This is a genomic window from Terriglobus sp. 2YAB30_2 (genome assembly GCF_052114765.1).
In the GTDB taxonomy this organism is placed as follows: Bacteria; Acidobacteriota; Terriglobia; order Terriglobales; family Acidobacteriaceae; genus Terriglobus.
The window spans coordinates 571,338-585,386 of record NZ_JBFRFJ010000001.1 but is presented as its reverse complement, the minus strand read 5'-3'; the positions used below and the strand labels follow the sequence as shown (position 1 = coordinate 585,386).

At 57.6% G+C, this 14,049-nt stretch carries 11 protein-coding genes and 1 tRNA gene; 5 read left to right on the top strand and 7 right to left on the bottom strand.

Annotation, left to right across the window (positions count from 1 at the left end):
• Positions 1–51: 51 nt before the first annotated feature.
• Both AB4Y89_RS02220 and AB4Y89_RS02215 read right to left on the bottom strand, forming a co-directional pair.
• Positions 52–2,133: a PP2C family protein-serine/threonine phosphatase gene (locus AB4Y89_RS02220; RefSeq protein ID WP_442299280.1), complete on the bottom strand. Its 2,082-nt coding sequence runs from the start codon at positions 2,131–2,133 to the stop codon at positions 52–54.
• Complete coding sequence (locus AB4Y89_RS02215) at positions 2,130–3,068, bottom strand: YihY/virulence factor BrkB family protein (RefSeq protein ID WP_442299279.1); 939 nt, start codon at positions 3,066–3,068, stop codon at positions 2,130–2,132. Before AB4Y89_RS02215 ends, AB4Y89_RS02220 begins: the two co-directional genes overlap by 4 nt.
• Before the next feature lie 272 nt (positions 3,069–3,340).
• On the opposite strand from AB4Y89_RS02215, the gene AB4Y89_RS02210 reads away from it, so the two are divergent.
• Positions 3,341–3,547 (top strand): cold-shock protein, encoded by a 207-nt coding sequence (locus tag AB4Y89_RS02210; RefSeq protein ID WP_442299278.1) that lies wholly within the window; start codon positions 3,341–3,343, stop codon positions 3,545–3,547.
• Between the two features lie 9 nt (positions 3,548–3,556).
• Here the strand turns inward: AB4Y89_RS02210 and queG are convergent, their stop codons facing one another.
• Positions 3,557–4,693: a tRNA epoxyqueuosine(34) reductase QueG gene (queG, locus tag AB4Y89_RS02205; protein WP_442299277.1), complete on the bottom strand. Its 1,137-nt coding sequence runs from the start codon at positions 4,691–4,693 to the stop codon at positions 3,557–3,559.
• A 29-nt stretch (positions 4,694–4,722) separates the two neighbouring features.
• On the opposite strand from queG, the gene AB4Y89_RS02200 reads away from it, so the two are divergent.
• From AB4Y89_RS02200 to AB4Y89_RS02190, 3 genes are all read left to right on the top strand, one after another.
• Positions 4,723–4,814 (top strand) — tRNA-Ser (locus AB4Y89_RS02200).
• 450 nt (positions 4,815–5,264) lie between these two features.
• Positions 5,265–6,185, top strand: coding sequence for a S1 family peptidase (locus AB4Y89_RS02195; RefSeq protein ID WP_442299276.1), 921 nt, complete (start codon positions 5,265–5,267; stop codon positions 6,183–6,185).
• A 765-nt stretch (positions 6,186–6,950) separates the two neighbouring features.
• A complete protein-coding gene (locus AB4Y89_RS02190; RefSeq protein WP_442299275.1) occupies positions 6,951–7,466 on the top strand; it encodes a Dps family protein in 516 nt (171 codons plus the stop codon).
• 68 nt (positions 7,467–7,534) lie between these two features.
• Here the strand turns inward: AB4Y89_RS02190 and AB4Y89_RS02185 are convergent, their stop codons facing one another.
• Both AB4Y89_RS02185 and AB4Y89_RS02180 read right to left on the bottom strand, forming a co-directional pair.
• The gene (locus tag AB4Y89_RS02185; RefSeq protein WP_442299274.1) at positions 7,535–10,246 is read right to left on the bottom strand and encodes a heparinase II/III domain-containing protein; all 2,712 of its coding nucleotides are present in this window, start codon (positions 10,244–10,246) and stop codon (positions 7,535–7,537) included.
• A 10-nt stretch (positions 10,247–10,256) separates the two neighbouring features.
• The gene (locus AB4Y89_RS02180) at positions 10,257–10,409 is read right to left on the bottom strand and encodes a hypothetical protein (RefSeq protein ID WP_187142958.1); all 153 of its coding nucleotides are present in this window, start codon (positions 10,407–10,409) and stop codon (positions 10,257–10,259) included.
• Between the two features lie 175 nt (positions 10,410–10,584).
• Between AB4Y89_RS02180 and AB4Y89_RS02175 the strand changes: the two genes are divergently transcribed.
• Positions 10,585–11,430, top strand: coding sequence for a fumarylacetoacetate hydrolase family protein (locus AB4Y89_RS02175; protein ID WP_442299273.1), 846 nt, complete (start codon positions 10,585–10,587; stop codon positions 11,428–11,430).
• Positions 11,431–11,496: 66 nt separating this feature from the next.
• Here AB4Y89_RS02175 and AB4Y89_RS02170 read toward each other — a convergent pair whose 3' ends face one another.
• Both AB4Y89_RS02170 and AB4Y89_RS02165 read right to left on the bottom strand, forming a co-directional pair.
• The gene (locus AB4Y89_RS02170; RefSeq protein ID WP_442299272.1) at positions 11,497–12,819 is read right to left on the bottom strand and encodes a sugar porter family MFS transporter; all 1,323 of its coding nucleotides are present in this window, start codon (positions 12,817–12,819) and stop codon (positions 11,497–11,499) included.
• Positions 12,820–12,898: 79 nt separating this feature from the next.
• Positions 12,899–13,927, bottom strand: a complete 1,029-nt coding sequence (locus tag AB4Y89_RS02165) for a LacI family DNA-binding transcriptional regulator (protein ID WP_442299271.1) — start codon at positions 13,925–13,927, stop codon at positions 12,899–12,901.
• Between the last annotated feature and the right edge of the window lie 122 nt (positions 13,928–14,049).

Here is a 14,049-nt window from a genome sequence, read left to right as displayed (position 1 = left end):
GCTCGAACCGTCTTACTTTTAACTTCATCTCCCCCTTACACGCGGCGGGCCTTATACCTGGCGGGCAAGAACCAGAGTGATGTCATCGGGCTGCTCCGCATCGCCAATCCAGGCATCAAGCGCCTGCAGCACCTGCGCTGAGATGACATGCAGCGGCTCGTTGCGGTAGCTCCACACTACTTCCAGCAAACGCTGCTCGCCGAACTCACCGAAGTCGTTCTCCGGCTCCGTAACACCGTCAGAGTAACCGATGAAGATGTCGCCGACCTGCAGCGTGACCGCGTCATCCATGTAGTCCATGTTGTCCATCAGGCCCACGACAGTACCGCCCTTATCGAGCCGATGCACGGAACGGTCGCGGCGCAACACCAGCGGCGGCAGCTGGCCGGCATTGGAGTACGTCAGGCGTGAGCGCGCGACGTCATACTGTGCCAGGAAGAGGGTGGCATACTTCTCCGGCTGGGTGCTGCGGTAAAGATGGCGATTGAGCAGGCCAAGGATGTGTCCAGGCGAATCGAAAAGGTCTTCGCAGTGATCCCGCCTGAGATGGGGCTGTTGGCTCAGCTCTTCACTGGCAAACCGGTAGGCGCGCACAGCGGAGTGCAGCGTGGCCATCAACAGGGCAGCAGAGATTCCCTTACCGCTGATGTCGCCGATCGCGATGCCGAGGCCGCTGGGCGGCTGGTCCTCGTCCTCGAAGACGAGGAAATCGTAGTAGTCGCCGGAGACGGTTCGCGCCGGCCGGCAGACACCATGCAGCTCCAGGGAAGGAATCTTCACATTGCTGGAGGGAAACAGGTTGGCCTGCACCTCCTGCGCGATGGAGAGCTCGTTCTGCATTCTCTCCTTCTCCTGCTGCTCGACCAGCAGGCGCTGCAGCGACCCGCTCATACGGTTGAAGGCCCGGCTGAGCTCCGCAAGCTGATCGGTGCGCGTGACATGGATGCGGTGAGCCAGCTCGCCACGATCGATGGCCAGTGTCGCTCCGTAGAGATCGGAGACCGAGGCCGTGATCGTGCTGCTGAGCCGCATCGCCATGTAGAGCGCAAACGCCTCTATAAACGCGAACAGGATGCAAAGAACGATCAGCAGAATGCGGAAGAACTCCGGCATCAGGCCTTCGATCGAAACAGCGAAGAGCTGGGTATAGAGCAGTGACGGACGGGAGTCGACCTCGACCGGGACATTCTCTTTCGCTGCCGTGTCCCACACCGTCATCGGGATGGTCGAGAAGAAGTACACCGGAACGTCGAGCAGGTTCACCGCTCCAGGAAACGATCCTCCGGAGACGCTCTGAGCCTTTTCGTCGGTTCGACGAGCCATGGTGAGGTTCGTCCGAAGCGTACTGCCTGCCGACTCTGCTAATACCGGAACCAGCGATGCGCGGCCGAGGCCCAGCGCCGTGAGTTCCATAATGCGTTTGTCCAGTGGGACACTGCGCACAACGGTGACGATGTGTCCATTACGCGAATGGCGCTGCGTGATCGCCGCAAGATAGAGACGGCCGTCATCGATCACAATTCCGTGGAAACCTTCGTGCGGCGGCGTCCAGGCCGGCAGGCCAAGCGGCGAGTGCTCCATGCCTGCTTCCGGCGCCAACAGAGCCGGAAGACGATCGATAAAGATGGCAATCTGCCCGCGCTCCATCTCTGCTTTGTCAAGGCCCAGCAAGCTGGGATCGAGGTTGTGCGGGTCCACCTTCGTCTCTGGCCGTGCGATCACACGTGCAAAGTGCACGGCGCAGTCGGTGTTCTCCGTCTGCATCTGATCCAGTTGCGTCTGGATACGTTGCCCCACCAGGTGAATCGCGAACTGTCCGGCTGCCACGTAGGCAGAGATGAGCACCAGCGTGACGAAGAGCACGACCGGCGCCAGGCCGATCAGCAGATAGGTGATCGCAAGCTTGTTGCGCAGGCTCCAGAGAAAGCGCATACGCAACTGGCGAATACCCCAAGGAATCGCACAGACCAGAAGCAAGCCGCCGGCGAAAATCCAGAGGTCTCGGGCAGTGCCGCCGAGCGCATTCTGCAGCCGGCTGACGGGCCACAACAGCAGAAACAGGGTCGTCAGGAGCGCGACAAGGCGCGTCAGAACCGACCAGCTTCGCCATGCAGCCTTTAGATCGACACTCATGCCTCCGTCGCCTCTTTCTGCTCCGCGAGACTGGCCGTGCGCACGGCATACCGGTTCGCGGAAAAGTGTCCCCCGGCCAGCAGCAGCAGGCCGGAGAGAAAGGCCCACGTCATCAACCCCACCGAGATATAGAAGGGGCCGTAGACACTCGGGAAGTCCAGCCACGGCAACGCCTTCACATACACCACCTTGGCGAGCTGCCACAGCAGGCCGACCACAATGGCTGTTGGCATTACAGCGGCTGCTGGAATCTTCCGGTTGGGCAGCAACCAGTAGATCAGAAAGAAGAGCAAAATGCCCGCGACGACGGAGAAGATCTTCAGCAACGTGTGCGAGATAAGGTTGAAGACCCAGTTGTCGCTATGGCCGAAGAAGATCCAGCTCAGCAGCGACCGCTGCCCGGCAGTACCCGCAACCGAGGCCATGGCGAGCACGCCCACCGCTGCCGCCAACCCCAGGGAAACAGCCTGATTATGCAGGTAGTTCCGATTCTCCTTCACCCCCCACACCGCATTCAGCGCAACCTCCAGCGGCAGGAAGACGCCGGTAGAGGTGATCAGCAGCATGACGATGGAGAAGACCTGCACCCCCTTGCGGGGATGGGCGAGGAGCTGCATGTTGCGGACGATGAAGTCCTGCCCCACCGGCAACAGGTTGTGCATCATGTCGCCGACGACGGCTTCCATGGCTCGGGAATGAAAGAGGTTGCGGCTGAGCGACAACATCATCACGATGAACGGAAACAGCGACAAAATCACTTGTGCGGCGACGCTGAAGGCGTAGGTATGAACCTCAGTTTTGGTGAGATATTTCACCAGCGCCCGCAGCTGCGGCCAGGAGCCAGCTTCCAGCACGGCTGGACGCTTCGCCAGCTCTTCAGCGGACATCGACGCGGGGTCGCGAGGTTCCTCACTGGATGGAAGAATGGATGGCATCGGCAGCGGAATCCGCAAACTTTGATGCTAGCAGAGCCGGACGGCTGAAAGATTTGTGTTGCATGACGGCCCGTTTTTTGCCATAAAAGGCATAAGACATTCGAACTCATAAGTTTCACTGGGCCCTCGGTGTCTTGCAACTCCACGTGTAACTCAAAACCTCCATATCCTCTTTCGGGTGTAGGAGCCTCCTCCGCTTCGCAGATGTCGAAGGTTCTCCGAGGTGTCTCTCTATCTCCAGGGAGAGGCTCGCAAACAAGAAGGGACTGGCTGTGAAGGAAAAGGGTGTCGTGAAGTGGTTCAACGGAACAAAAGGTTACGGCTTTATCCAGCGCGCTGATGGAAAGGACGTATTTGTACACTTCTCTGCAATTCAGGACGAAGGCTACAAGACGTTGAACGAAGGCGAGGCAGTCGAATTCGAGTGCCAGCAGGGTCCGAAGGGACTCAACGCCGCCAACGTTGTTCGCGGGGTCTAGGCCGCGAGTCTAAACCGAAGCACGCTGGCGGCTGTGGGTGATGCGTTGCACAGCCCACGCCGCCGTCGTACGCAATACCGCATCCTCTGACTGCTGCCACGCTTCAAGCTGCGGCAGATACCGTGCGTCTTCGCTGTTCCCCATCGCAATCGCGATATTCCGGCGCAGGCGCTTCAGACGCGTGCGCTCCAGCGGCGATCCGCGGAAACGCGTGCGGAATTCTGCGGGCGTCATCGCCGCCAGCATCGCCAGGTCAGGGTTCACCAGCTCAGTGCGCGCCTGCATCTCTGTTGTGTTGCCCACAGGAGCCTTGCGGTTCCACGGGCAGACATCCTGGCAGATATCGCAGCCAAAGATCTGCCGCCCCATCAGCGGACGCAACTCCTCTTCGATCTCACCCTTCTTCTCGATGGTCAGATAGGCGATGCACTTGCGTGCGTCCATCTGCCGCGGAGCGATCAGCGCTCCAGTCGGACAGGCATCCAGGCAGCGTGTACACGTACCGCAGCGATCTGCAGCCGGGAGGAGCTCAGCTTCAAGGGCCAGAGGCAGCGAGGTGACGATGACCGCAAGCAGCGTCCAGGAACCGATTCCCTGCTGGATCAGGCAGGTATTCTTCCCTACCCAGCCCACACCTGCGGCCTCGGCGAAGCCTCGTTCAACCACCGGACCGGTATCGACATAGCTGCGGACCTCCAGATCAGGCCCTGCCTGCTCACGCAGAAACTCTTCCACACCACGCAGCTTCGAGAGAAGGACATCGTGATAATCAGTCGGAGCAAGGTCGTCACCATCAGGCCGACCGCTCCAGGCATAACGAGCAATCCAGCCTGAGCCTTCAGGAGCCGGATCGATCGACTTCGGATGAGCAGCGTTGTAGTTGAGCGAACAGACAATCACCGATCTCGCCCAGGGAATGGCCACACGCAACGAGGAGCGCAACAACTGCCCAGCCTCATCACGCCGCTGCAGATACCCCATCTCTCCGGCATAGCCTTGATCAACCCACGATTCATAGCGGCGGCGGGCATCGGGATTGTCTTCAGGAACAGCAGAAATCCCGGCAGCGGAGAAGCCACACTCCAACGCACGAGCTACAAGAGCATCGCGAAGTTCAGAGCCAATGGATGTAACCGGATTCCCCATAGCAGGAGCTTTTGCTAAACTAATTCTACGGAGAGGTGGCAGAGCCCGGTTTAATGCACCTGACTCGAAATCAGACGTACCAGCAATGGTACCGGGGGTTCGAATCCCTCCCTCTCCGCCATCAGCCTTCTAAACCCGCCATTGACGCGGGTTTTGTTGTTAATATGGGCCGCTCCCTATTCCCCATCAGCTAACCCAATCTTTATAGGCTTTGAGAATCCATTCGCGGAACTCAGCAATGGTCATACGACGCCATGTGTTCCTGACGGCGGCGCGTCTCTTGCGATTGCGGTCAGGACTCTGGATCGGGATGTGACGTTGTTTCCGCGCAGGCATGAGGCACTCGCAAGGATTTTTGCCACAGCGGGTGAAATTCAGGGGTTTCACTCCACCCGTCTGTCCCCAGGTTTCCGAATCGCTACACCTTGACCCTCGCGTGCGCAAAATGTGGATGCAGCCGACGCATGCAGGTATGGTTAATGGCGGACGTTTGGACTCGAGAAATAGGCCTTAGCTGGCCGTTGTAAACTTGCTTTGTCTGTCACCCTGGCTATATCGACGAGGCTGTGTAATGTACGGTATTCGCAAGTTTGGTTTGTTTATTGTTCTTTGCCTTGGATTTACACTGTGTCTCAATTCTGACGCCCAGGATAACCAACAGGCAACTCCTATTCTTACGTCAGTTGATACTAAACTGCTGCTCGACGCTGCAGGGCCAACGCAACGTGCCTCTCTGCAAAATGTCTATTTGATTGGATGCCAGAAGGGGAAAATGATCTCTTTCGGCAGCGGCTTCCTGCTCAATAATGGAGTCTTAGTCACTAATGCGCACGTGGTGAACGACTGTACTGGCCAGCAATTGGCTGGGATCAGCACATCCAACAAGGAAATCACGTTTTCGAATACCATCCTGGATAATGTTCGTGATCTTGCAATTCTCATTCCTAGTAAGGCAATTTCCGGGGGTTACGCTCTCGGAGCTGACGTTACTCCAGAGGCTGGCACTCGCGTCGACTTCTGGGGGTACCCATTTGGCTATAACGGCACATTCCCCTTACTAGGTGTTGGATATGTTGCTGGCTATCGTACTTCTCGGGACAATGGTGGGTCCGTAAAGCACCTTGTTGTCAACGGTGCAATCAATCATGGCAATTCAGGCGGACCTTTGTTGGTTTCCCAGCAGAATGAAGTCATCGGCGTTATCGTTTTGACCTTCCACTTCTACCCCCCAGAGGTACGTCAGATCATAGATGCAATGGCGGCGAATTCCGGCTCCGGAGTTGTTTACAACTACACCCGTCCCGATGGGACAAAAGGCGGGCTGATGGAAGCACAACTGACGGCTGCCGTGCTTGACGAGTTCTACAACAAGACACAAATCGATATTGGTGAAGCAATCACTGCTTCTGAGCTGCGGCAATTCATGCAGGAGCATGTTGCAGACCTACCAGCAGGTATGCCGAAGGCTGCTCCAATCGTAAAGAAGCACTAGAATTGCCCACTTCACATCCGTGAATAAACGGTCACAAGAAGATATACAAAACACGGATTGCGCGGCTGAAGAAGTGCAGCAGTTTTTCGTCGCTTGGATTACTAGTTCTATGACTGAAACCCGGGGGCAGATGGGACGTAAATAGATAAGTTGAGGCATGGAACGATTTGCGTGAGTGGTTGCAGTTGGGAGATGCCATCACGTTACACAAGGTGGAATGCGAGACGATTGGACAATACCGACCGAGCGGTTGTATTTGAAGTTGTTGCTGCGCAACAGTCTAGAACCTCCCTACTGGGATACTGTCTGACGTCCAATCATGTTCTAGAAGAAACAATGAACAGGACTTGATCGCCGCAAAGACGGGGGCAAATCCGACCGAGAGGTCCGCACAGGCACAACTGATGTCGAAGCGCAGATTTCTCGCGTCGGAATGGGAACGTCCCGTCTGTCCCCGGACTACAGGACTACAGGCCACTAACAAAGCTCTCGTCGCCCAAGGGCCTCCCGGTGTGAGTCGATTGCCAAATGGCCAAAAGCTCTTCCTCACTGAAGCACGCTACTTCGTTTGCCCGGTAGTCGCTCGGGCGTGCGAATACCGGGAATTCTAATCAGCAGCAGATGAACGCGATGAACGGATACGCAGACATCAACCATTGGCCCGCTACGTCACCCTTCCGTAGGCTTGGTATCCCCCTCGAAGGAGTATGGTGAGAAGAGAGGGATGGAATTAAGGTAATCTCCATATCCCCCGGGAGGAAATCAATGACAGCGACCGCTGATCTGCAGAAGCGCCAACAGTCACCACTCACCCTCACCTCAGATCTCTCCAGTGAAGCTGTGCGCGATATCTCGGCCGGCCTGAATGGCCTGCTGGCAGATGTCTTTGCGCTTTATCTGAAGACGAAGAATTTCCATTGGCATATGAGCGGGCCGCATTTCCGTGATTACCATCTGCTGCTGGATGAGCATGGCGATCAGCTCTTCGCCATGACAGATGACATCGCGGAGCGTGTGCGGAAGATCGGCGGCACCACCATCCGCTCAATCGGCCACATTGCCCGTCTTCAGCGGGTTGCGGACAACGATGCCGAGTTCGTCACCCCCGAAGACATGTTGAGCGAACTGCACGAAGACGAGAAGGCGCTAACGCTCAGAATGCGCGCCATCCACACTCTCTGCGATGACGGCGGCGATGTTGCTACGGCCAGTCTGTTGGAGAACTGGATCGATCAATCACAGCGCCGCAGTTGGTTCCTCTTCGAAGCAACCCGTCGCTAACACTGCAGCGCGATACCCCATCCATTCAGACACCACTTCGATTGCAAGCTCCCTTCTGCAAAACATATTTACTTTTGCGAAGGGAGCCCGATCGTCCAGGTCGTATCCGGTGTCTTTCCGAAAGAGACCGTAGCCTGCCGGTTGTCGCATCGGATCAGAAGGTCTCCCAGGCGAAGCTCTCTCTTCTTCCCTGCCGCCACACTCCACTGCGGCGCTGCCCCGCCACCAGATGGCTGAATCACCGTCAGAATCGTCAGGGAGTCAACAGAGCCAGACTGATACTCAATGATCGTTGGCCGCGGCGCAGGCTCCCGTTCAGCCCTCTCGTAGCTGCTCAGGGGAAATGGGCCCTTGCTTTGGCCCAATATCATCGCGGATGTGGAGAACATATGCATCTCCACACCATCGTTTTGCGCCTGCAGGCGAACCATATTTTGCTGTAGGTCGAAGGCCGCAATGGGCTGCGTGGGATGCCATATCTGGCTGAAGCGGTGCGGCCCGTCGGCGCGGATCTGATCCATCACCACCAGAGCTCCGCCCCTCTGATAGACCAGCGTACGAACATAGGAACGAACCTGCGGATAGACAGCACTGAGGTCGGCGCTGATGATCTGGATACCATCCTTCGAAGCGAGCTGACGCATCGAAGGGTACTTCCCGAAAACCATATTTCCGGCAACCATCTGGCTCTGCGGATCGTCGTCAACCAGAATGGTGTTATGGCCGATGGCCTGGATGTTATAGGTGGGGTAATTCGGATCCTTGTAATAATCGGCATATCCCGCCTCGCCTATCCAGAGGCGGTTGTTCCAGGCGTAGAAGAGACTGCCCTGGTCGGCATGGTTGTGATTGAAGTTCGGTCCGGCGCGCATGGCAATGACCTGAGACTCCGGCGACCAGCTATCGCGCAGCACCGCAATGCCACGCTTCTCAAACAAAGCCGAGGTTGGCGAATCAACCTGGGTCGCTGCAGACTGATGGATTGCGTCTTCCCAAAGAACCCGGCTCAACAGCTCTGTTATTCCGGGACTCCGATACTGGAAATAAAACGCCGTCAGATCGGGATCGCTATTCTGGGCCGCCATGTAGGCGAAGACGTTCGAAGGAGCGGTGTCGACATGGCTGTCGCCGAAGTCTTCCAGCGAGTCTTTACCGTAGGTCGCATAACGGAAGTAGCGCTGCGGCCGGGCGAGTTGGCTGTCAAACGATATCCCCAGCTGCTCCTTTGTCGCAGCAGCCACCAGCGCCGTCGTTTCAAAGTCGAAGCGATGATAGGAGATTCCCTCACCATAGGAACCGTCTGCGGTATATGCCGACCCGAGATGCGAACGTTCCTTCGCGTAGAGGGCAAGGGCATAACCGGCGGTATCGGGATTGTCGCTCTGTAGAGCCGCCAGCAGCGCTGCTCCGACGGTATGACCGATCCAGTTACTGATGTCGAACTGAAGGCGATCCTCTACGACATACTCCTCATAAACAGGCCTGATGGACTGCTGCAACAAAGCCTCATCAAGCGTGTGCTTCAGGTCCGCGGGCAGCGCATTCCCCAGAAACTGTTCTGCCATGACAATGTTCTTCGTCATGATGCCGAGCGGGTAATAGCTGTGATATCCATGTGCTGGAAACCAGGGGTGAATCCATTGCTGCCATGAGGCAATCTCCCGCAACATGTGGAGCGCCTCCTCCCGTTCGCGATTCTCGCCAGTCGTGCGATAAGAGACCGCATCCCACAGGGCAAGCTCCGTCGGCTTCTGAACAAGATTGAAGTAAGACGGTAGCCCCGGCAGAAGGAACTGCGGGTCCATCTCCTGGATATTCGCCCCCAGCCCAAACGCAAGATTCGTCCCCAGATCTTTCCGCAGTTCGTCGCGCCGGGCAGTGACCAGCTGTAAAAGCTCCGGGGAGACCGCGTGTACAGCGACGCCAAGTAACGGCTGAGGTACCACGGAGCGAACCAGAGCGAGCACTGTTGAGGAGCCGCCTTGTCCTTCCACACGGATAGTCCAGACACCGGCGGGATCAGACAGCGAGATAGCGTGTTGCACCTTGAGACCAGAGCCATGATCGATCACTTGGCCGTCCGGACCTTCGATAGCCCAGCGCGCATGGAAGGATGGCTTGGGGCCATCGAATTCGACAGCGACCTGATCGCCAGTCCGCAGCACATGCTGCAGGTAGTACAGCTCTCGAAAGCCATCCCAGAGGGCCGTGGGCGATTTCAGCAGATAGTGCCGCGTCGCCTGTGCGCGAAGCTCGACATCGGAGATGGCAACCCGCTCAGGCCATCCGCTGCTGACATGAGTCAGATTCGCCGCAACTGCAATTGCGGTGATGCGGTGCGAAGACGCCGGCAAGGCGACCTGTACGCGTTGCCCGCCTCCCTGAATCGCCGATCGCAGGACAACCTCTTCTTCACCTCGATAGATGTGGATTGAAACCGGTATCCCGCTCGTCGAGGAGGCCTTGAGCCGAAATGCCAATGAAGACGAGGGTCCGGCAACCACGTGCACGCGGCGGATGAAACCGACAGCCAGCTTTCCATCGCGATGCGGAATCACCTCGCGGGTAACGGAGCTGAGGCCATGGGATGTCTCGACGCCCAGTGTAGGGTCGTAGCCCGTATCCTCCGCGAGGGGAAAGCTCTCCCATCCATCGCGAGAGCCGGAATTGGAAGCAACGCCAGCGCCAGGCTGAAAGTGCGAACGATAAAGATAGGGTGCAAGCGGCGATCGATCCTGCTGTGCGGCCGCTGTCCCCACCACCAGGCAGCAAAAAGACAACACCAGCCACCTACAGGAGTTCAATGTCATAGCCCTTTCGGACGTAGCCGCGAATCCGCCCTACGCCGCTCACCTCGCACGCAATAAGATCGCCAGAAAGGGCCTCTTGGGCGCCGGAACCGTCAAACCACTTTCTAACCAGCCAGTCGTAGAAGTCGTCCATGGAATGTTTCTCGAATCTACCATTCCGTCATACAGCTTACGCTCTGTGCTCTTCTTGACAGCGATAGAGTTCCCATATCGATCTTTACACCAGGGTCGCCACAAACTCGCATCAGCCGCATAAGGCAGACTAATCTATTCATGAGCACACGCATTTATCACCAAGGAGATCGGCATTGAAGCTTCTACGATATGGAGCCCCTGGGGCAGAACGCCCGGGCATCCTGGACAAGAACGGCAGCATCCGCGATATCTCTTCGATTGTTCCGGACCTGGCCGGGCAGTATCTCACGCCGGAGTGGCTGCAGAAGATTGCATCAGCCGATGTTGCTTCCCTTCCGCTGGTCGAAGGGACGGTCCGCCTGGGCTCATGCGTCGCCCAGCCAGGCAAGTTCCTCTGCATTGGCCTGAACTATTCAGACCACGCCGCCGAGTCTGGCATGGCAGTACCGGTGGAACCGGTTCTTTTCATGAAGGCCGGGTCTTCGATCTGCGGCCCCAATGACAACGTCGTGATTCCCCGCGGCTCCCTGAAGACAGACTGGGAGGTCGAACTTGGCGTGGTGATCGGCGCTAAAGCAAAGTATGTCTCGGAAGCGGACGCGTTGAACTATGTTGCCGGCTACTGCGTCATCAACGACGTCTCCGAACGCGCCTTCCAGCTTGAAGGCACTGGACAGTGGGTCAAGGGCAAGAGCGCCGATACCTTCGGCCCGACCGGCCCATGGCTGGTCACCCGCGATGAGGTGCCCGACCCGCAGGCCCTCTCCATGTGGCTGGAGGTCGACGGACACCGCTACCAGAACGGCACAACATCGACCATGGTCTTCGGCGTAGCCCACCTGGTCAGCTATCTGAGCCGCTTCATGAGCCTGCAGCCTGGTGACATCATCAGCACGGGCACCCCTCCGGGAGTCGGCCTGGGCCAGAAGCCTCCGGTCTACCTGCGTGCCGGAAACGTCATCCGGCTGGGAGTCCAGGGGCTGGGAGAACAGCAGCAGACCGTCGTCGCCGACGAGTAATACCTATCCATATAGCAAAAGCCCCGAACATGGTTCGGGGCTTTTGCCTTTAACTACCCGCAATTGTCAGGACACGCCCAGCTTCGACTGGATCTGCTCCAGAGAGATCGCCTTCGTCTCGGGATACACCACCAGCACGACCACAAGCTGCACCAGCATCATCACCGCGAAGAACGCAAACGGAAGCCCCTGGCTCTTCGCGGCAATCGTCGGGAAGACACCCGCGATCGCCGCATTCATGATCCAGTGGGACGATGATCCCAGGCTCTGTCCCTTGGACCGGACGCGCGACGGAAAGACCTCCGCCAGGTAGACCCAGATCACCGATCCCTGGGAGATGGCGAAGAAGATGATGAAGGCGACCAGCATCCAGATCAGCAGGCCCTGATGCGCGTTCAGATAGAAGATCGCGGCAGTCCCTGCCAAGGCCGCAGCCATTCCGGCAGCGCCCACGATCAGCAGTGTCACCCTCCCCCACTTGTCGATCAAACTCATTCCCAGAAAGGTCGCCAGCAGATTGACCAGGCCTACCCCGACGGTCTGTAACGCCGCCGAGCTTTCACTGAATCCGGCCGAAGCAAAGATGAAGTTCGAGTAGTAAAGGATTGCGTTGATGCCTGAAAGCTGGTTGAACATGCCGATGGAGACAGCCAGGAAGATCGGCAGCCGGTACTTCCACTGGAACAACGACTCCTGCGTGACACCGCGCTCCAGATGCACGGAATCGATGATCTCCTGCAGCTCGGCCTCTGAGTTCGGTGAGCCCATCAGGCGCAGCACCTCCAGGGCTTCATCGGTCTGGTTCGTCGTCACCAGCCAGCGGGAGCTACGCGGGATGCCGTACAGCAGGATCAGGAAGAAGAGAGACGGCAGAAACGCCACCCCGAACTCCCACCGCCACTGGGCGGCGCCAAGGTGCATCAAGGTAATCAGGAAGTTCGACAGATACGCCAGCAGGATGCCGACGACGACATTGACCTGAAACAGGCCCACCATGCGGCCACGCCACTTTGCCGGCGCCAGCTCAGCAATGTATACCGGTCCGAGGACGGATGATCCCCCGATACCAAGACCTCCGATAAAGCGCGCAACCAGCAACACATCCCAGTTCCAGGCAATTGCGGAACCAATGGCAGAGACGGTATACAGCACGGCCATCCACCGCAAAGCCTCCCGGCCGCCGAACCGCTGCCCCAGTACTCCCGATCCCATGGCGCCGATTACGGTTCCAACCAGGCCGATGAAGACGGTGATGCCCAGCGTCGCCGGCGTGAGATGGAAGATTTCGGTCAATTGCTGTGTCGTGCCCGCGATGACGGCGGTATCGAAGCCGAATAGAAGGCCCCCCAAGGCTCCGACGGCGGTTGCTTTTACCAGATAGCGATTCAAGGCATCTCCTGTTTCTTACCGCCTTCCGGCGGCGTCACATTCTCACAGCTTGCCCCGCAGGGCTGGGGGATCCGCTAGACTATGCACTTGCTCTTCGGCATCCGCAGGATTCGCGGATGGTGAGCGTCACGGGCAGAATCGTTCTGACGCTTGTCGACTTGAACTCCCCGTTGATCCTCTGTAACAGAAGCCGGGTAGCCACATTTCCCAGCTCAGCGGCAGGCTGGCGCACCGCGGTAACCGCGGGAGTAATCAGAGTGAAAAAGTCGACGTCATCGAAACCAACCAGCGCAATGTCCTTCCCCATCTGAATATTCAGCTCTTTGAGGGCCTCAATCACCCAGATCGTGGACGCATTATTCGCCGTAAAAATAGCGTCAGGACGGTTGCGCGCGGTGAGCAGCTCGGCCAGCACCGCCTTTGAAGAAGCACTCGATTTCAACTCCAGCTCGTTCTGATAAGAACGTTTCGCTTTCCGGAGCGAATCCCTGTAGCCGGCAATTCGATCCTTCATGGTCCGGAGGTGCGCATTCGCTGAAATACAAACGATTTTCTTGTAACCATGCTCTACCAGGTGATCCACGGCCATCGCGGCGCCGGCCTGGTTTTCAACGCCGACCGAATCTGTTGTGGCCACCTCAATCGGGCGATCGATCGTCACGACCGGCGTATTCCCGGCAACGATGGCCTTGAGATACGGCTCACGGCTCTGGGTAGGAACCAGAAGAATGCCGTCCACGGGGTGATGGGTCATGCTCTCGACCTGTGCCGCCTCAATGGCGGGGTCGTCCTCAGACGCGGCAAGCCATACCAGGTAGTTCTGGGCCCGGGCCGTCTCCTGGACGGCGTGGCTTACAACCGAAAAAAACGTATCGGAAATGTCAGGAACAATCAGACCGATCGAGCGGGATAACTTTCCTGTTAACATGCGTGCGGCATGATTAGGACGGTAGTTCAGCTTCCGGATCGCTTCACGGACCTTCTTGGCAGTCGCCGGCGTGACATAGGGATGCCCATTGATCATCCTGGAGACGGTCATGGGGGCCACTCCGGCTGCTTTTGCTACATCTTGCAGCGTTGCCCGTTTTTTCTTCGATTGTTGATGCAATCATGGCCTCAAATCTGAGAGAGCTACCATATCACCGGTTTTCTGGTAGCGTCAGTATTCCACAATAAAATCGGTGCCTCTATCTTGACAATACTTATTCCAAACGCTTAAACAGGTTGCTG

What these genes read in the sequence shown, in the direction of transcription:
- AB4Y89_RS02215 (WP_442299279.1), bottom strand. Translation starts at nt 3,068, where the DNA reads ATGCCATCCATTCTTCCATCCAGTGAGGAACCTCGCGACCCCGCGTCG.
- AB4Y89_RS02180 (WP_187142958.1), bottom strand. Translation starts at nt 10,409, where the DNA reads ATGGACGACTTCTACGACTGGCTGGTTAGAAAGTGGTTTGACGGTTCC.
- AB4Y89_RS02220 (WP_442299280.1), bottom strand. Translation starts at nt 2,133, where the DNA reads ATGAGTGTCGATCTAAAGGCTGCATGGCGAAGCTGGTCGGTTCTGACG.
- AB4Y89_RS02195 (WP_442299276.1), top strand. Translation starts at nt 5,265, where the DNA reads ATGTACGGTATTCGCAAGTTTGGTTTGTTTATTGTTCTTTGCCTTGGA.
- queG (WP_442299277.1), bottom strand. Translation starts at nt 4,693, where the DNA reads ATGGGGAATCCGGTTACATCCATTGGCTCTGAACTTCGCGATGCTCTT.
- AB4Y89_RS02190 (WP_442299275.1), top strand. Translation starts at nt 6,951, where the DNA reads ATGACAGCGACCGCTGATCTGCAGAAGCGCCAACAGTCACCACTCACC.